The following is a 17,501-nucleotide window of genomic DNA, read 5'->3' on the forward strand; positions in this document are numbered from 1 at the left end:
GTCGAAGACGGACAGCCCGCGTGCCGCTTACCGAGCGCGCCTCAGTCCGCACCGTCGGATGTGCGGGCGCGGCCGGACGGTGGTTGCCCGTCCGGCCGCGCCCCTCGGTGAACCTGATGCAGGACGCGGGGTTACTCGTTGCGGGCGGTCTCCGGGCCGGTGATGCGGCGCAGGAGCGGCAGTGTCGAGGCGATGATGCCCAGCGACACCGCAAGCCCACCGGCGACCATCAGGTAGAACGACAGGTGCGGCGCCAGCAGCGTGTAGCCCAGCTGCGCCCGCAGGAACAGGTGCGCGGCCAGGAATCCCATCCCGATCGCCACCGCGGCGACGAGCAGCAGCGGTACGACGGTCTCCAGCGCGACCACCCGGCGCAGGGTACGCAGCCGTACCCCGGTGAGGCGCAGCATGCTGAACGGCCGCTTCCGGTCACTCAGCCCGCCGGCCACGCTCACCGCCAGGCTGCAGCCGGCGATCGGCAGGCTGGCCAGCATGACCACGTTGGCCAACTGCTGGAACTGCACCATCTGTTGCGCGGAGTTCGCCTCCCATTCGCCGACGCTCGCGGGGAAACGTCCGAGCGGGAACGCGTTGATCAGCATCGTCCGGGCCTGCTCGAAGGCGGAGGGGCTGGTGGTGTTGACGACCACTGACAGGATCGGCTGCCGGTCCACGTCGGTGGCGGCGACGCCGGCGGCGGCGCCCCAGACGTACGTGTCATTGGTCAGGTCGAACGCCCGCATGCCGATGAGGTCGGGGGGAACGACCGCGACCTGCCCGCCGGCCGGGCAGCTGCCGAACACCTTCAGACGGTCCAGCTCGGCGCAGGTCACCAGGCCCGGCCAGTCGACCGGAGCACCGCCGTCCCCGCCGACACCGGCTTCACGCCCGGAGTTGACGTGCACCACCGTCACGCTGCGCACACCGGGGATCGCGGCGAGCCCGGCCGGGATCCGGTCCGCGGCCGGCGCGGGACCGTCCTCGGGCCAGAACGTCTTGGCCAGCGACGTGGCGGCCACCGAGTCGGTGCGCGGCTCACCGCGGTTGGCCACGTACGTGGTGATCGTGCCGGTCGCCACGCTGGTCACGAACAGCGCCACGATCAGCCCGCTGACGGACCGGAAGCCGGCCTGCGGGTTGTCCGCGAGGCGCCGTCCGGCGATGAGCGTGGCGGGCCGGCTCGCCCGCCCCGCGAGGACCCGGGCACCGATCATGGTCAGCCACGGCCCGGCCAGCACCAACCCGACCAGGATCAGCACAAACCCCGACAGGTACGCGGTGATCTGGCCGTTGGTCGTGGCGGGCCGCCGGCCGATGAAGTAACCCAGCTCGGCGAGGCCGGCGATCAGCGGGATCAGCCGCCAGGCGCGCGGCGGCTTCGGGGTCACCCGCCGGCTCACGCCCAGCGGTGAGATCTGCACCCGGCGCAGCGCCAGCACGGACGCCACGACCGCGCCGAGCGGGATGCCGAGCGCGACCGCCAGGACGTTGATGACGGTGAGCGACAGGTCGGCGGGGAAGAACGGTTCGCCAGCGAACGGGATCGCGGCGAGTCCCGGCCGGCACGCGAAGAACAGGCCGAACCCGACCGCCGTACCGGCTGCGGCCGCGACTGTCGACTCCACGGCCGAGATGACGGAGATCTGCCGTGGCGTGGCGCCGATCAGCCGCATCGCGGCGAACCGCTGCTCGCGGCGGTTGGCGGCCAGCCGGGTCGCGGTGCCGATGAAGATGAGCACCGGGAACAGCAGCGCGGCCGCGACGACGGACAGCACAAGGGTCAGGCCGGCACCGTTGATCCCGACGTAGCAGCCGTGGCTGCAGTCGCTCGGGGAGGTGGTCATGATCTGGTTGACCTTCTTGGCCCCCAACTGCTCCAGCTCGGCCGGGGCGCGGCCGATGACGATCAGCAGCGACTCCGGGGAGGGCAGCGCCGCCCGCCCGATCGTGCCGACCTCGTGGCCGGGGAAGCGGTCGCCGAGTTCCGCGGCCGGGGTGGCCCGCAGCAGCTCGCCGAGCGCGGGCGACACGTAGTACTCCCCAGGCCCGGGCAGGCGCGGGAGGCCCGGCGGGACGGGCGCGTCCGGGCCCAACGCCGCGACCTCGACCCGGCCGATGGACTTGCCGTGGTAGTAGTCCTCCCGCAGCAGCCACCACATCGGGTCGGCCGACGCATCGGAGGACGCCGGCGCGACAGCGGTGTTGAGCCAGCCGTACCGCTGGTTCTGCGCGTCGACCGCGTTCATGCCGGCGAGTGTCGTCAGGAGCATGCCGACGCCGAGCGCCACCGCGGCGGCGATGATGACGAGCCGGACGGCCGCCTCCCGGCCACCGGACAGCGCCAGCCGCAAACCGAACCGGATCACGAGTGCACCAGCGCATTCACCTTGCCGTCGCGCACGATGACCTGCCGGTCTGCGTACGCGGCGACGCGGGCCTCGTGGGTGACCAGCACGACGGTGGTGCCCTGCTCGCGGGCGGAGGCGACCAGCAGGTCCATGACCTGCTCACCGGTCAGCGAGTCGAGCGCCCCGGTCGGCTCGTCGGCGAACAGCGCCCCGGGCCGGGCGACCAGGCCGCGGGCCAGCGCGACCCGCTGCGCCTGCCCGCCGGACAGCTCACCGGAGCGGCGCCGCTGCAGCCCGGCCAGGCCCAACCGCTCGAACCAGGGCCGCGCCTGCTCCAGCGCGGCGGCCCGCTTGACGCCGCTGAGCAGCAGCGGCAGGGCGACGTTCTCCTCGGCGGTCAACTCCGGCACGAGCTGCCCGAACTGGAACACGAACCCGAACTGGTCCCGGCGCAGGACGCTGCGCTGATGCTCGTTGAGGGTGTCGATCCGGCGGCCGTCGAAGTGGATCTCACCGGCGTCCGGCACGAGGATGCCGGCCAGGCAGTGCAGCAGGGTGGTCTTCCCGGAGCCGCTCGGGCCCATGATGGCGACGATCTCGCCGGGAGCCACCGCAACGCTGGCCCCGCGCAGCGCCGGGGTCTCGCCGAAGGACAGGTGCACCTCGCGCGCCTCGATGGCCTTCATCGCCGGACCACCTTGCGCAGGGCGTCCAGCCGGGCGACGGTGGTGTCGATCCAGTGCAGGTCGGCTTCCAGGTGGAACAGGCCGTGGTCGGCCAGCATGGTGTCGACCAGGTCGCCGCCGCGGCGGATCTCGGTGAGTTCCTTCATCCGCCGCAGGTGCGCGGCGCGCTGCCGGTCGAGGTACTCCTCGGCTGGGCGGTCGAGCATGAGCGCCAGCACGACCTTGGTGAACAGCACGGTCTGCAGGTTGGGTTCGGCCTCGACCGGCTCGGTCAGCCACGACTCGACCTCGGTCGCGCCGCGTTCGGTGATGACGTAGCGCTTGCGTTCGGGGCCGACGCCGGGCTCGACCTCGCCGATCACGATCTTGCCGTCGCGGGCGAGCCGGCCGAGGGTCGCGTAGACCTGGCCGAACGGCAGCGGCTTGCCGCGACTGAAGAAGGTGTCGTAGTCGCGCTTGAGGTCGTAGCCGTGGCTGGGCTCGCATTCGAGCAGGCCGAGGAGGGTCATGGGAACGCTCATGCCGACACCATACCCTGAGGGTATACCTCGCGTATATATCCCCGGAGTATATCGACGATGATGCACTCCGGGCACCCGCGGCAGCCACCGGTGGTGCAGTCTCTGTCGAGAATGGAGAGGTTCTACGACCGAGGAGCCCCGGTGGATTTCGGACTGGACCAGGCGGACAAGATCGCCAGCGTGGTAGGCGCCGTCATCGCGGTGATCGCGCTGGCCTTCACCATCCGTGGGGCAAGAGGGCAGCAGACCGATTCTCGGACCGGCTCCGGTGCCAAGACGGCGATCTGGCTGACCGCCGGGTTGGCGGTGATCGTGCTCTGCAGCGTCGGGTCCTGGGGCCTCATCAAGGCCGTCTCGAAGCTCGCTGATGGCAACTCCGGCGACAGTCCGTCGGACGCACCGGCAACCTCCACGGAAACCACATCCGGTGCCCCCGCCTCGCCGACCACACCCGCCGCCGCCCCCGTGCTATGGCAGGACGAGATCCGCCTTGACAGCACGCCGCGCGACTTCGACAAGGAACCACCAGCGCTCGGGAACACCAGCACCGACCGCGAATCGGACGGATATCTCAACGACTCGAGGTACAACGAGTTCTGGGGCGGAGGAGTGGTGCTGTGGCCAGAGCAGGCCGACCCGTCCCGCAACGACTGCGCGCAGCGCTTGCAGACCCACGGTGTGAAGGAAGTGAACATCGATGCGCGCAGCCGGATCTGCCTGAAGACCAACCAGGGCCGAATCGTGTTCATCAAGGTGCTGCGCCGCGACGGCGACAGCGGATACCTCGCCCAGGTGACGTTGTGGAGCAGCAACTAACTGGCCTCTGCGGGCGTACGCCGACCCCGTCACCGCCACCACCAGGGGAGTTCCCGCTCCGGGATCCCCGCCACGACCATCCGGTCCCACTGACCGACCGCACCAGGCGCCGGCTCGGGTGCGTTTGCTGCCACGTGGCCGACAACAAACGCACCCGGACGCAGCGACGGACAAACCGCTGGGTCGGCTCCCGCTCGACGGAACTCAGCGCCCGACGGCTCGCGACAGGCCCGGGACGAAGGCGACGCGCGTCACCGTCGCGGCTTCGAGCAGGTCAACTTGTCCTCCCAGGCGAGGCCGAAGGCGACAACCCCGCCATCCGGCTCGACCACTTGGATTACCACCACCGACCCGGGCTTCATGGCCGCCGGGTCGATCACCACGACGACCTCGTCGGGCTGCTGCTTTGTCGACGGGAAGACCGCCCCCATGTTGCGCGGGGCCGGGACCGAATTGCACATCGTGCCATCGGTCGTGACCTTCGCCCGCACCCCGGCGTCGGCGAGCGCCTTGCGCAGGGCGTCCGGGTCGGCGAGTTGCTTCCTCGACAGCGTCAGGGCCACGGTGCCGTTGGGATTGCTGACCAACGAGAACGCGGCCGGGTGCATGGGGGTCGTGGCGGCCGGCCGCTGCGCGGTCGGCGGCGCGCCCGGCCCCGAGCCGGCCAGCGACGGCACGCCCACCGCCAGCCCGGCGGCGAGCGCCACCGCGGCCATGGTTACCACGCCCGCCCGGCGCCGGCGGCGCGCATTGCCCGCGGCGACGATCTCCTCCGCCGGCCGCTGCATGTCCAGGCCGGACAGCCCGTTCGACACCGCATTCAGTACATCTTCGTCTCGCACGTTCGTTCTCCTCAGCTTTTGGCAGGGGCGAGTTGGCCGCGCAGCGTCGCGACGGCTCGCGAAAGGTGAGCGGCGACAGTTCCCGCGGCGATGCCGAGCACCTCAGCGGTGGCACGGGTGTCCAGGTCGAGGAAGACCCGCAACGCGACCACCTCGCGTTGTCGGGCGGGCAACTGCCGCAACGCCGCCATCAGCGTCGGGTCCACGCCGCCCGGGTCCCGGTCGACCACCACGTCGTGCACGTCGGCCAGGGCGACCTCCCGGCGCCGTCGCCGCCACGCCGACACCCTCGCGTTCAGGGCGGTACGGACCACCCATCCCTGCGGGGCCGGGTGCCGGCTGACCTTCCGCCAGGACATCCAGGCCCTGGTGAAAGCCTCCGCCACCAGGTCCTCAGCGCCCTGGCGATCACCGGTCGCCGCCACCACCGCCTTCAGGCAGGCGGCACGGTGGAGCCGGTAGAACTCTGCGAACTGTGCGTGCTCACGTCCCACGTGCCGTACACGCATCAGAGCGCCGGCACCCTTACCGCCCGGCCGAATTCGGCGAGAAAATTTTGCCGGTGTGCGAGCGGCATCCGAGGGTGCGGTCGCCGTTCACATCTCGGAACAACGCCGGAGGGCGGACCGGGTTCGCGCGGTGGTACCGCCGCCACAACCGCCAACCAACGACAAGAATCTCCGTGGGGCGGCCGTACCTGCACCTCGTCGCAACGTCTAGTGTGCATGTCCCGTAGCAGGCCAGGCCGCGTGCCTGACGGAGAAGGGCGGTGGCGCGGTGAGGACCAGCCGGCTGGAGGCGTTCAGCGATGGCGTGCTCGCCATCATCATCACGATCATGGTGCTTGAGCTGAAGGTGCCAGAGGGTCACAGCTTCTCCGACCTCGTCCACACCAGCGGCCTCGGGCTGCTGACGTATCTCCTCAGCTTCGTCTATGTGGGCATCTACTGGAACAACCACCACCACATGTTCCATCTTGTGCAGCGGGTCAGGGGCGGGGTGCTGTGGGCGAACCTGGCGTTGCTGTTCTGCCTCTCGCTGTTCCCGTTCACGACGGCCTGGATGGACGACTCAAGGTTCGAGCGAACCCCGGTCGTCATCTACGGTCTGAACCTGTTCGCCGCGGCCATCGCCTACTTCGTGCTCCAGACGGTGATCATTCACCAGCAGGGACCAGAGTCGCCGCTGCGGCGAGCCATCGGCACCGACGTCAAGGGCAAAGTCTCCCCGGTGTTCTACACCGTCGGGATCCTCAGCGCCCTGCTTGTCCCGGGCGGGCATGTCGGAGTGGGCATTGCCCTGGCCTGCTTCGTCGCCGTGGCGATCATGTGGGTCGTCCCCGACCGCCGCATCGACCGGGTGATCCGTCAGCACGAAACCCAGGGCTGAGGAGCGCACAAGTTCTGGGCGCTCCGTGCGGCGGGATCCGCCCCATCCGCGACCTCGGGCGACTTGTCTGTGGCCGGCCGCTGGCGGCAGTCCTCGGCAACCGGCATCCGCCACTGAACTGCTCATCAACGCCCTTTCCTGGTGTGCAAAGCGTGCAGCGTTGCAGGGCGTAGGGCTCGGATTGCAGTCAGGGACCTGTGCAATCACGCGGTCTAATTCCCGACTTGGCTCACGGTTGGCTGATTCTGGGGCCTGCGAGGCTGTGACCTGGGGTGTTGCGTCGGGAGGCACGCACTAAATGGGTCGGGTTCTATCGTGTCGGCTGTGGCGTACGTGCGGACGGTGAAGACGGCGTCCGGAGCGCGGGCGGTGCAGATCGTGCACTCCGAGCGGCGGGCTCGCGGGATATCGAGCACATCGGGTCCGCGCACACGGATGCGGACCTGGAACTGCTGAAGGCGGTGGCTCGGCAGCGGATGGCCGTGGGGCAGGGCGAGTTGGATCTGCGTCTGCCGAGCAGCCCGGCCAACGGGGGTGACCCGTTGCCGATCACGTCCACGAGGGCCGGGCACCTGTTGGATGCTTTGGGCCGCGGGTACGACGCCCTGGGGTTCGCCGCGGCGGCCGAGCAGGACGAGGTGTTCAAGGCGTTGGTCCTGGCCCGGATAATTGACCCGACCAGCAAACTCGACTCGGTGCGGGTGTTGGACGAGGCCGGCGCGTGGGCGCCGTCGTACGCGACGATCAAGCGGCGGTTGCGGCTGTATGCCACGGGAGGCAAGGCTTCCGGGGCCGGCGAGAAGACCGAGGGCGTGCCGGTCGAGGACGGCGCTGAGCCGACGTGTGATCCGGCTGGTGGCCCGTGGCGGGCGCGGCTGGCCCGCGCCTGCGCCGAGCATGTGCGCCTCGGGCCGGCGACGTTCCTGCTCTACGACGTCACGACGTTGTACTTCGAGGCCGACGAAGGTGACGGGTTCCGTGAGCCTGGCTTCAGCAAGGAGAGGCGTCTCGAACCGCAGATCACCGTCGGTCTGCTCACCGACGGGTCGGGATTCCCGCTGATGGTGCATGCGTTTGAGGGCAACCGGGCCGAGACCACCACCATGATGCCGGTCCTACGGGCCTTCCTCGACGCACACCGCCTGTCGGATGTCACCGTCATCGCCGACGCGGGGATGGTGTCGGAGGCGAACAAACGCGCGATCGAACAGGCTGGGCTGTCGTTCATTCTCGGCGCCCGCCTTCCCGACGTGCCCTACGTCGTCACAGAATGGCGCGACGCCCACCCCGACGCCGAGATCCCCGACGGGCACGTGTTCGTCCAGCCGTGGCCGGCCGGCCACGGCGACAAACGCCGCGACCACACCATCTTCTACCAGTACCGGGCTGACCGGGCCCGACGCACCCTTCGGGGTATCGACACCCAGGTCGCCAAGGCCGAGAATGCCGTCGCCGGCAAAACAGCGGTCAAGCGGAACCGGTACGTACGCCTGACCGGAGCGACCAAGAGCGTGAACCGGGCCCTGGAGGCCAAGAACCGGGCCCTGGCCGGCATCAAGGGCTACGTCACCAACCTCCCGAACCCGGACCCGCAGCAGGTGATCGGCGCCTACAGCCGGCTGCTACAGGTGGAGAAGTCCTTCCGGATGTCCAAGACGGACCTGGCTGCCCGGCCGATCTACCACCACACCCGCGAGTCGATCGAAGCCCACCTGACCATCGTGTTCGCCGCCCTGGCCGTGTCCCGCTGGATCGAGAACACCACCGGCTGGACCATCAAACGCTTCGTCACCACCGCCCGCCGCTACCGCACCATCCAGATCCAAGCCGGCGACCACACGATCACCGCAGCCGACCCCATACCCGCCGAGCTCCAAGCCGCCCTCGACGTCATCCAAGGCACGCACTAAATGAGCCAAGTCGGGTCCGCCCCATCCGCGACCTCGGGCGACTTGTCTGTGGCCGGCCGCTGGCGGCAGTCCTCGGCAACCGGCATCCGCCACTGAACTGCTCATCAACGCCCTTTCCTGGTGTGCAAAGCGTGCAGCGTTGCAGGGCGTAGGGCTCGGATTGCAGTCAGGGACCTGTGCAATCACGCGGTCTAATTGCACATTCCGAATGCCGAGCAAGCACCCGTGTGGCCGAAACCAGCGGCTACAGGGGCCACATGGACGCGCGGAAGAGAACCCTGAATTTAATCACCAGGGCTCTCTTCCGCATCCGTCCACCTAACTCCTAAGATCTGCCGATCTTGGGTCAACCGTGGTAGGCAATTCCGTAGCCACACCAACGTTTCGGTAGACTCCATCCCGGAGCTCGAATATTCCCTGGTCGCCAGTAATCGTGAAGCGACCAGTGCTGTCATTCGGCTCAAGATGAAAGGGACTGACAAAAAGTAGGTAATCCTTGCCAGCCCTCAGCAGTGGAGAGGTCAACGGAGAGGGCACAGCACTCGTACCGAATTGTTGAATGGAGAGGCGACTGGAGTCCGTTGATCCAGAAATAACAGACTTGACCTCAACTTGCGTGATGGTGATCGGTATGCCGTTGAGATCCCCCGTCGAGGCCGATGTCGGGGATACAACAACTACGGCGCTGCTGTCCTTACGCAGTTCGGAGATCGAGCGGTAGGTAACAGACCGGCTAACGTTAATTTTCGAGTCCTGTGTGCCGTTGGCCTGAGTGCCCATACCGCAGGCCGCAACAAGCGGACCCATAAGAACGAGCGAGGTTAACACGAGAATCGTGCTTTTTCTGAGGCTCATCACAGACGGTCGCCCCCATGTCGTGACCCCAATTAGTACAGGAAGTTCACGCCGTCGATGTCGCCTGCCCGAGGAGTTGTCAGTCTGCAGACGTCGTAGCGGGTATAGGTGTCGGGCTGCATGATCGGCACATTCGTACAAGAACCTGCGGAAGAGTGTGCTAAACCAAGTGCATGACCCAGCTCGTGAACCATAACGCTCTGACGCTTTGCGCTTGAATAGCCGTCAGTGTAGTAGGAGTTCCACCAAGTGACGAGGCCGATACTCCACAAGCCACTCGATCCGCAACTGGGATTGTTTTGGTTGCCATCGAGGGTGATGCCGTCATAACCCGAATTGCCGAAGTTTCCGTTGGCGATGGTGATGTTGGCACCCGACGTGACCTTAGTGAGCGAAACCGGCGTCGACGTGTTCGTCCATGCATTTGCGCTAGCCGTCGCAACGCTAGCATAACCGGACGTTGTGGTGCTGTCCTTCCATTTTAGGGCTGGGGTAGAGAACTTGCAGCCCAGGAGGGCGTAGGCTGAGGCTGGGGAAGCGGGAGTTAGTACACCGCCGACGACGACCGCAGCAGCTACTGCCACCGAGCCAAGTTTACGTAGATTCATGGAGACCCTTCTATGGTAGTGATTGTCAGATCTTGACATGATAATCCAACGTCGTCAATGACTAAGCGACGTCTCGTAACCTCGGGTCGCCCGGCTCTGCTCTGCGCAGCAGATTGGTCGATGTCCGCTAGGAAGAAGGGCTTGACCAGGCGGGCGGGGCCGCCGGTGCCCGACGACCTGGCGCGACGACTCACATCCATCGAGTTTGAGACAATCAACAGGCCCGCACACGTGGCCAATCGCCGGCACCCAGCAGCAAGGAGTGCGGACGGCTGGAACGATCGGCCAGACCTTCAGCTCAGCTCGAAATGCACCGTGCGGCCGGTCTTCGCCCGCCCGAGCCGGTGCATCAACGGCACGAGCACCCCGTGCAGCATCGGGTGCTTGCGTACGAGCGCCCGGCTGGCCGCCCGATACTCCGCCCCGCTCAACCGCCGCGCCACCGCCTCCACGGCCGGCCCGGTCGGCTTCCCCAACGCCGTCGACGGCGCCACGGTCACCCGCGGGTTGTTGCAGAGCCGCCTGGTCTTCCACGCCTTCTCGAAGCTGCGCACGTACGCCCGCTCCCCCGCCACCGCGATGCTCACCGCCGTCGGCACGGCCGTCCCGTCCCGCCTGTACGTCGTGAGCACGACCGTCTTCTGCCGCACCAGCGGCGCCCAGGCCGCATCCGGCGCGGAGTCGACATACCCGACCACCCAGCCGAGCTGCCGCAGCCGGGCGACCAGCCCGGCCAGCGCCAGGACCGCCAACAACCCGACCGTCCAGGTCTGCGCCGCGCTGCCGCCGAGGTGCGCGTCGATCACGTGCGACACCGTGTGCGCGACCCCGCCGACCAGGTAGCCGGCGAGCGCCACGGACAGGGCGTCCGCCCAGATCAGCGCCAGCAGCAAGGTCGCCCCGATGCCGAGCTGGAACGCCCCCACGTCGTGCACGAAGTGCTCGTGCGGCGGGAAACCCACCGCCGAGCTGAACGAGTCCGGGGACATCAACGCCCACACCCCGGCCACCAGCGACGCCGCGCCGAGCAGCGCGGCCACCGCGCGTACCAGTGCTCTCATGCCGGTGGGACGGGCCCGCGGCCGGCGATGTGACGTGCCATGACGGTGTGACGCCGTTTCCAACGGATTGATCTACAACGGGGGACGGAGGACGCCTGATGGCGCGCACATCCCTGCGACGACTCGGCATCGCCCTGGTGGCGGCGCTCGTCGCGGTAACCCAACTGACCGCAACGCCGGCACAGGCCGGGCCGGCGATCTACCCGCCACCGGCGACGAGCGCCGCAGCAGTCTCCTCCACCCAGATCCGAGTGAGCTGGCAGGCCGCCCCGCAGGCGTCCGCCTACCGGATCTCCCGATCGACCGGGTCAAGCGGCCCCTACACCCAGGTCGGCAGCAGCACCGGCCTGGAATTCCTGGACTCCGGGCTCGCCCCGGCCACCACCTACTACTACGTCGTGCAGGCCGAGTACCGCAACAAGCTGTCCGGCCAGTCGCCGCAGGCCAGCGCCACCACCCTCCCGGTGCTGCCCGCACCCACCGGCCTCCGGCTCACCGGCACGCCGTCGACCATGGATCTCACCTGGACGGCGGTGACCGGCGCGGCCCGCTACGAGATCTGGCGCCACCACCCAATCGACGGGGACACGCTGATCACCTCGACCACCACAACCTCCTTCCGGGAGACCGGGCGGACGGACGGGTACTACTACCAGTACAAGGTGCGGGCGCTGACCGACAGCGGCGCGGCCGGGCCGTTCGCGTCCGGATCGGCGTACAGCGGGCCGGCGACGTCCACCACGATCGCCGTCAACCCGACCCGGTCCGAGCAGGGCCAGTGGGTGGCGCTGTCGGCGCGGGTCAGCCGGGCCGACGGGGCCGAGCCGTGGGGCAAGGTGGTCTTCGTCTCCGGCAGCGAGGTCGTCGGCCAGGCCGACCTCTGGCACGGGTACGGCGCGGTGGTGATCACCCCGAAGTCGAGCTCAATGACCTACTACGCCCGGTTCGAGGGCTACGGCGGCATGTCCAACAACGGGGGCAGCTCGTCGGCCGATGTACCGCTCCAGGTGGACCCGGCGTACGGGAAGGTGTCCTTCGGCCCGGCCGAGGCGGCCGAAGTGGGCTCGACCGAGACGGCGATCGCCGCCGGCGACCTCACCGGTGACGGGCTCACCGACGTCGTGCTCACCACGGGCATCCAGGCCGACGCCGGGGACCTGAACCACTCCGTCTACCTCTACGTCCAACTGCCCGAGCACCGGCTCGCCGCGCCCGTCCGATACGCCACGACCGTGCCGACCGGCGGCAGCATGGTCCCGGTCATCGCCGACGTCGACGCGGACGGGCGCAACGAACTTCTTGTCGCCTCCGGCGACGGGCTCGACCTGTACCGCCAGTCCGCCGGCGGCCTGTCCGCCCCCGTGGCGTTGCCGTTCGGCGCGGCCCTGGGCGACGTGCACGCCGTCGACCTTGACCGGGACGGCCAGCTCGACCTGGTGGCAACCATCAACGAGTCGGTGCTGGTGCGCTACGGCACCGCTGCAGGCGAGTTCACCGCGCCGGTCACCGTGGCCACCCCGCTGTCCGGCTCGGTCCTGGGCATCGCCGACGTGACCGGCGGCCCCGGCCTGGACCTGGTACGCCTGGACGGACGGCAGGTCATCGTCGTCGAGCAGACGTCGGCGCGCACCTTCGCCCCGCCGTCCGGCATTCCCATGCCGCAGGGACAGGAAATCGACGCACGATCCCTCGCGGCCGGCGACGTGACCGGCGACGGGCGGGCCGACGTGGTACTCACCGTCACCGGCAACATGCCGGACCCGCGGATCTCCGTCCTCACCCACGACACCGCCGGGACGCTCGGCACCTGGCAGATCTACGTCTCCTACGACATGCCCGAACCGCTGGTCCTGGAGGACATGGACGGCGACTCGCGCCTGGACGTGGTGATCGCGCACGGCGGCTGGTACCGGGTGGGGGTGATGCTCCAGCGACCCGACGGCCGGCTGGGCCGGGAGCAGCTGGGCTCCAACCCGTACTACGCGACCCACTACGAGCACCGGGGCCTGGCGGTCGGCGACATCAACAACGACGGGCACAAGGACGTGCTGCTGGCCGACTACAACAACGGCCTCGTGGTGATTCCCGGGGCGTGACGCGACGGCGGGCGGTACCGGCGCAACACCGGTGCCGCCCGCCCTCTCCGCTCAGGCCTGACCCGGACCCTCGAACACCCGGCGGACGTCGACCTCGACGTCGATCCCGTGGTCGATGAAGACGGTGATGAAACGCTTACCCCACTCCACCGCCTCCTCCTTCGACCGCACCTCCAGCAGCGCGAACCCGGCGATGAGTTCCTTGGTCTCGGTGAACGGCCCGTCGGTGATGGTGGTCTTGCCCTTGGTCGCGGTGATCCGCGACGCGTCCTCCTTGCTGCTCTTGCACAGCCCCTCGGCGGCGAGCAGGATCCCGGCCTTGGCCACCTCCTCGATGAAGGCGCCCATCTGCTTGATGAACTCCGGGCTCGGGTCGAACGCGCCCGGAGTGTTCTCGTCCAGCTTGTGCATCAACATGTAGCGCATTGCAGGGTTCCCTTCAGGAAAGGTCCGCGCGGACGCGCGCGGACACGGCGGTGAGCCAACCGAGGATGAAGACCGAGCCCAGGGCCATCCGGATGCTGATGCTGCCCTGGTCGGGCCACGCCATGACGATCACGGTCGCCAGCGCGCACAGCACCGAGCACAGCGCCCAGCCCCACGCGCCGAGCCGCTGGAAGCGGCGGGCGAACACCAGGCACGCGATGGTGAGCGACCCGAACGCCAGCATCGCCCCGACACCGTGGCCGACGGAGTGCCAGCTCATCGTCTCCGGGTTGCCCTCGGGCGCGCCGGCCGGCCAGCCCATGCTCGGATCGGCGCGCAGCACCCCGGCGACGATCATGCCGACGCCGAACACCGCGACCAGCGCCGGCCCCCACGTGCGGGCCGCCGCACCTCGCACCGCGCGACGCAGCCCGGCCGCGCCGGCGAGGGCCAGCAGCCCGGAGACGACGAAGTTGGCGATCTGGATCCAGCCGTGGTCGCCGAGGGAGAGCAGGCTGAGCGGTTGCCGGCTCAGGTCGAAGCCGTCGCGGGTGAGCACCTGGGCAGCGGCCACCACCCCGAACAGCGGCCCGGCGGCCATCCCCCCAGCGAGCAGGGTGGCGGTCGGAACGACCCGGGTCGCCCCGGCCTGCGGCAGCGTCGTACTGGTCATCTCGATCTCCTCGTCAGCGGTTCTCACCGACGCGTCGACCGGGTCGACCGGGATCCGACATCCCGTTTCAAGAATTTTTACGCCCGGCACGCGGCGGCCCGGTCGAGCAACAGCGCCCGCTCCCGGGCGTTGCCGGTCAGCGACGCCGCCCGCTCGAACTCGCGCCGGGCCTCGTCGTGCCGGCCCAGCTTGGCCAACAGGTCACCGAGCACACTGGGCAGCAGGTGGTAGCCCGCCAGCGCCGGTTCGTCCGCCAGCGCGCGAGCCAACTCCAGGCCGGCGGCCGGGCCGTCGGCGTAGGCGACGGCAACCGCCCGGTTCAACTCCACCACCGGCGAGGGCACCAGCCGGGCCAGCTCCGCGTACAGGGTCGCGATCCGCGCCCAGTCGGTCTCCTCCGGGGCACGCGCCCGCGCGTGGCAGGCCGCGATCTCCGCCTGCAGGGTGTACGGGCCGGCCTGGCCGGCGCGGGCCCGGTCGAGGGCGGCGAGACCACGCCGGATGAGCAGCTGATCCCAGCGGCTGCGGTCCTGCTCGTTCAGCAGGATCGGCTGCCCGTCCGGGCCGGTGCGGGCATGGGTGCGCGACGCCTGGATCTCCAGCAGCGCCGCCAGCCCGTGCACCTCGGGCTCGTCGGGCATCAGCCCCTGCAGGAGCCGGGCCAGCCGCAGCGCCTCCTGGCAGAGCGCCGGGCGCATCCAGTCGTCCCCGGCGGTGGCCGCGTACCCCTCGTTGAAGATCAGGTAGACCACTTCCAGCACCGAGTCGAGGCGTTCGGCGCGCTCGGCCGGGCCGGGCACCTCGAACGGCACCCGGGCGGTGGCGAGGTTCTGCTTGGCGCGGGTGATCCGCTGGCCGACGGTGGACTCGGTGGTGAGAAAGGCGCGGGCGATCTCGCCGGTGGTCAGGCCGCCGAGCAGCCGCAGGGTGAGCGCCGCCCGGGCGATCGGCGACAGCACGGGGTGGCAGGAGACGAAGATCAGCCGCAGCAGGTCGTCCTCGATCCGGTCCTCGACGGCGGCGTCGAAGTCGGGGGTGACCTGCTCGTCGAGGTCGCGGCCGAGCTCGGCGAGCGTACGCTGCTGGGTCTGCCGGCGGCGCAGCGCGTCGAGGGCCCGGCGCTTGCCGACGGTCGTCAGCCACGCGCCCGGGTTGGCCGGTACGCCGTCGCGCGGCCACTGCTCAAGCGCGGCCACGAGGGCGTCCTGGGCCAACTCCTCGGCCTGGCCGACATCGCGGACGATCGCCGCGATGCCGGCGACGACCCGCCCGGCCTCCATCCGCCACACCGCCTCGACGGTGCGCCGTGTCTCGGACTCCCCCATGCGCCCATGACAGCAGCCCGGTCCGACGTTCGCCAGTACCGGGGTCCGTCCGTGTCCCGGGCTGGTGTCAGCTGAGGAAGTCGGTGATGAGGGTGGCGAGTTCCTGCGGGCGTTCGGCGACCATCGCGTGGCTGGCGCCGGCCAGGTGCAGCACCCGCAGCGACGGATTGTCCAGCGCGGCGAGCCGCTCGGCGGTGGCCCGCCGGTAAGCCTCGTACAGCTCGTGGAACGCCTGCTGTTCGGGCAGGTCCTCGGTGGCGAGGACGAGCAGTAGCGGGCAGCGGGTGTCCCGGTAGGCGGGGATCAGGTCGAGCGACTCCATCGCCTCCCGCAGCTGCCCGGTCAGCTCCGGCCCAGGGCGCAGCCGGCTACGGCCGTCGTCGCCCGGCAGCAGGTTGCGCTCGAAGGCCGCCACCCACTCCTCCGGCGCGGCACCGTACCGCTCGGCCATCGCCCGCTGCCCGGCCAGCACGGCGGCCAACTGTTCGGCGGTGAGCGGCTCGGCCAGCATCGCGGCCATCCCGTCGAACGCGGCCCGCAGCTTGGCCAGCTGCGTCGCCGCCTGCTCCGGGTCCATCCCGGCGAGCTGCTCGGGGCGGCCCAGCGTCGGGTTCCCGTCCAGGCTGACGACGCCGGGGCACTCCGGGTGGCGCTGCGCCCACAGCGCGGCCACCATCCCGCCGAGGGAGACGCCGACCACCGCGGGCCGGTCCAGGCCGAGGCCGTCGGCGACGGCGGCCAGATCGGCCAGCACGTCGTCCCACCGCCACGGGCCGTCTCCGGACCGCCCGTGCCCGCGCAGGTCGACGGCGACCACCCGGTACGCCGGCCGCAACTGCTCGGCCAGCGTCGTCATCTGGGCGAGGTTGCCGCCGGCGCCGTGCAGGAGCAGCAGCGGGCGCCCGGGTCCGCCGAAGTCGCGGTAGGCGATCGGCACGGATCCGGAGCTGATGAAGGTGTCAGGCACGTCGGGTTCCCTCCTGGAGCAGTCGGTCACGGACGGCAGCGGACAGCACACCGCCGGCGGGGTGGCGGGCGAGCTTGCCGCGTGAGGCCAGGTCGTGGACGCCCTGGCGGGTGATGCCGAGCATGGCGCCGGCCACCGCGTACGACACCGCTTCGGCGGTGGGGTGGCCGACCCGCCGCGCGACGATCTGGCCGAGGGGGCTTCGCCACCAGTCGAGGGGCGGGTCGAACGGGCCGTCGCCGGGATAGAGCGTGGAGATCGCTCGGGCGATCACCCCGTAGGCGGCCTGATCGTCGCCGCTGACCATCGTGGCGGCCCAGGATCGTGCCCGCTCGCGGACGACGGCCCGCAGCGGGTCGATCGCGTGGTGGCCGTTGACCAGGATCTCGAGCGGATCGAGCAGCCGGATGTCGATCAACCTGGTGAGCTGCTCGACCAGTTCCTCTTCAGCCGGTGGCATGCCGCCTCCCTCGTTGCTTGACAGCTATCGTCAAGTACTTGACGCATGCTGTCAAGCGGAGGCGCGCGACCGCTTGAATGTCGTAGCCGGTTCATAGCCTGACGCGGTCATCACGGATCGCAGGGAGACCAGATGCTCGACCACTTCTCCGTCATGGTGCGCGACCTGCCCACCAGCGCCGCCTTCTACGACACGGTGCTGGCCCCGCTGGGCGGCCGCCGGATCATGGAGCCCGGCCCGATCGGCTACGGCGTCGACAGCCCCGACTTCTGGCTGGTCCCCGCGCCGGCCGGGGCCGCGCCGCTGGAAGCGCACATCGCCTTCACCGCCCCCGACCGGGCCGCCGTGCAGGCGTTCCACGACGCCGCGGTCGCGGCCGGCGCGGAGGTGCTGCACGCGCCCCGGGTCTGGCCCGAATACCACCCGACCTACTTCGGCGCGTTCGTCCGCGACCCCGACGGCAACAACGTCGAGGCGGTCTGCCACCGCCCCGGGTAGCCGACGGGGCCGGCGGGCGG

Annotated in this window: 17 protein-coding genes; 5 read left to right on the forward strand and 12 right to left on the reverse strand. The window is 69.8% G+C overall.

Going from position 1 to position 17,501, the window contains the following annotated elements; genetic code table 11:
* Positions 1 to 131: 131 nt before the first annotated feature.
* Genes FXF52_RS23235 through FXF52_RS23245 form a run of 3 tightly spaced genes read right to left on the reverse strand, consistent with a single transcriptional unit; the run spans position 132 to position 3,555 of the window.
* Positions 132 to 2,366 carry an FtsX-like permease family protein gene (locus FXF52_RS23235; RefSeq protein ID WP_148799992.1) on the reverse strand — a complete coding sequence of 745 codons (2,235 nt, stop codon included), beginning with the start codon at positions 2,364 to 2,366 and terminating at the stop codon, positions 132 to 134.
* The gene (locus tag FXF52_RS23240; RefSeq protein ID WP_148799994.1) at positions 2,363 to 3,034 is read right to left on the reverse strand and encodes an ABC transporter ATP-binding protein; all 672 of its coding nucleotides are present in this window, start codon (positions 3,032 to 3,034) and stop codon (positions 2,363 to 2,365) included. The genes FXF52_RS23235 and FXF52_RS23240 overlap by 4 nt, the downstream gene beginning before the upstream one ends.
* On the reverse strand, positions 3,031 to 3,555 hold the full coding sequence (locus tag FXF52_RS23245) for a PadR family transcriptional regulator (RefSeq protein WP_148799996.1): 525 nt from the start codon (positions 3,553 to 3,555) through the stop codon (positions 3,031 to 3,033). Before FXF52_RS23245 ends, FXF52_RS23240 begins: the two co-directional genes overlap by 4 nt.
* A gap of 141 nt (positions 3,556 to 3,696) precedes the next feature.
* Here FXF52_RS23245 and FXF52_RS23250 point away from each other — a divergent pair, with 141 nt between their 5' ends.
* Positions 3,697 to 4,371 carry a hypothetical protein gene (locus FXF52_RS23250; RefSeq protein WP_148799999.1) on the forward strand — a complete coding sequence of 225 codons (675 nt, stop codon included), beginning with the start codon at positions 3,697 to 3,699 and terminating at the stop codon, positions 4,369 to 4,371.
* 251 nt (positions 4,372 to 4,622) lie between these two features.
* Here FXF52_RS23250 and FXF52_RS23255 read toward each other — a convergent pair whose 3' ends face one another.
* On the reverse strand, positions 4,623 to 5,213 hold the full coding sequence (locus FXF52_RS23255; protein ID WP_148800001.1) for a hypothetical protein: 591 nt from the start codon (positions 5,211 to 5,213) through the stop codon (positions 4,623 to 4,625).
* An 11-nt stretch (positions 5,214 to 5,224) separates the two neighbouring features.
* Entirely contained in the window at positions 5,225 to 5,722 is a 498-nt protein-coding gene (locus tag FXF52_RS43890; protein ID WP_148800004.1) for a sigma factor-like helix-turn-helix DNA-binding protein, read from the reverse strand.
* A gap of 268 nt (positions 5,723 to 5,990) precedes the next feature.
* On the opposite strand from FXF52_RS43890, the gene FXF52_RS23265 reads away from it, so the two are divergent.
* Positions 5,991 to 6,602 carry a TMEM175 family protein gene (locus FXF52_RS23265; protein ID WP_148800007.1) on the forward strand — a complete coding sequence of 204 codons (612 nt, stop codon included), beginning with the start codon at positions 5,991 to 5,993 and terminating at the stop codon, positions 6,600 to 6,602.
* 407 nt (positions 6,603 to 7,009) lie between these two features.
* Positions 7,010 to 8,512, forward strand: coding sequence for an IS1634 family transposase (locus FXF52_RS23270; RefSeq protein WP_370518018.1), 1,503 nt, complete (start codon positions 7,010 to 7,012; stop codon positions 8,510 to 8,512).
* Positions 8,513 to 9,399: 887 nt separating this feature from the next.
* On the opposite strand, the gene FXF52_RS23275 is transcribed toward FXF52_RS23270, so the two are convergent.
* Positions 9,400 to 9,975, reverse strand: coding sequence for a matrixin family metalloprotease (locus FXF52_RS23275; protein WP_148800009.1), 576 nt, complete (start codon positions 9,973 to 9,975; stop codon positions 9,400 to 9,402).
* 293 nt (positions 9,976 to 10,268) lie between these two features.
* Entirely contained in the window at positions 10,269 to 11,036 is a 768-nt protein-coding gene (locus FXF52_RS23280; RefSeq protein ID WP_148800011.1) for a PPOX class F420-dependent oxidoreductase, read from the reverse strand.
* Positions 11,037 to 11,134: 98 nt separating this feature from the next.
* On the opposite strand from FXF52_RS23280, the gene FXF52_RS23285 reads away from it, so the two are divergent.
* On the forward strand, positions 11,135 to 13,132 hold the full coding sequence (locus tag FXF52_RS23285) for an FG-GAP-like repeat-containing protein (RefSeq protein WP_148800014.1): 1,998 nt from the start codon (positions 11,135 to 11,137) through the stop codon (positions 13,130 to 13,132).
* Between the two features lie 51 nt (positions 13,133 to 13,183).
* Here FXF52_RS23285 and FXF52_RS23290 read toward each other — a convergent pair whose 3' ends face one another.
* The 5 genes from FXF52_RS23290 to FXF52_RS23310 all read right to left on the reverse strand — a co-directional run bounded on the left by FXF52_RS23290 (position 13,184) and on the right by FXF52_RS23310 (position 16,983).
* A complete protein-coding gene (locus FXF52_RS23290; protein ID WP_148800016.1) occupies positions 13,184 to 13,558 on the reverse strand; it encodes a YciI family protein in 375 nt (124 codons plus the stop codon).
* A gap of 13 nt (positions 13,559 to 13,571) precedes the next feature.
* Complete coding sequence (locus FXF52_RS23295; protein WP_148800018.1) at positions 13,572 to 14,231, reverse strand: DUF998 domain-containing protein; 660 nt, start codon at positions 14,229 to 14,231, stop codon at positions 13,572 to 13,574.
* Between the two features lie 77 nt (positions 14,232 to 14,308).
* Complete coding sequence (locus FXF52_RS23300) at positions 14,309 to 15,556, reverse strand: RNA polymerase sigma factor (RefSeq protein ID WP_148800021.1); 1,248 nt, start codon at positions 15,554 to 15,556, stop codon at positions 14,309 to 14,311.
* Positions 15,557 to 15,623: 67 nt separating this feature from the next.
* Positions 15,624 to 16,523, reverse strand: coding sequence for an alpha/beta fold hydrolase (locus FXF52_RS23305; protein WP_148800024.1), 900 nt, complete (start codon positions 16,521 to 16,523; stop codon positions 15,624 to 15,626).
* Positions 16,516 to 16,983, reverse strand: a complete 468-nt coding sequence (locus FXF52_RS23310) for a hypothetical protein (protein WP_148800027.1) — start codon at positions 16,981 to 16,983, stop codon at positions 16,516 to 16,518. The genes FXF52_RS23305 and FXF52_RS23310 overlap by 8 nt, the downstream gene beginning before the upstream one ends.
* A gap of 132 nt (positions 16,984 to 17,115) precedes the next feature.
* On the opposite strand from FXF52_RS23310, the gene FXF52_RS23315 reads away from it, so the two are divergent.
* A complete protein-coding gene (locus tag FXF52_RS23315) occupies positions 17,116 to 17,481 on the forward strand; it encodes a VOC family protein (RefSeq protein ID WP_148800029.1) in 366 nt (121 codons plus the stop codon).
* The last annotated feature ends 20 nt before the right edge of the window (positions 17,482 to 17,501 follow it).

The organism is Micromonospora sp. MP36, assembly GCF_008119785.1.
Taxonomy (GTDB): Bacteria; Actinomycetota; Actinomycetes; order Mycobacteriales; family Micromonosporaceae; genus Micromonospora.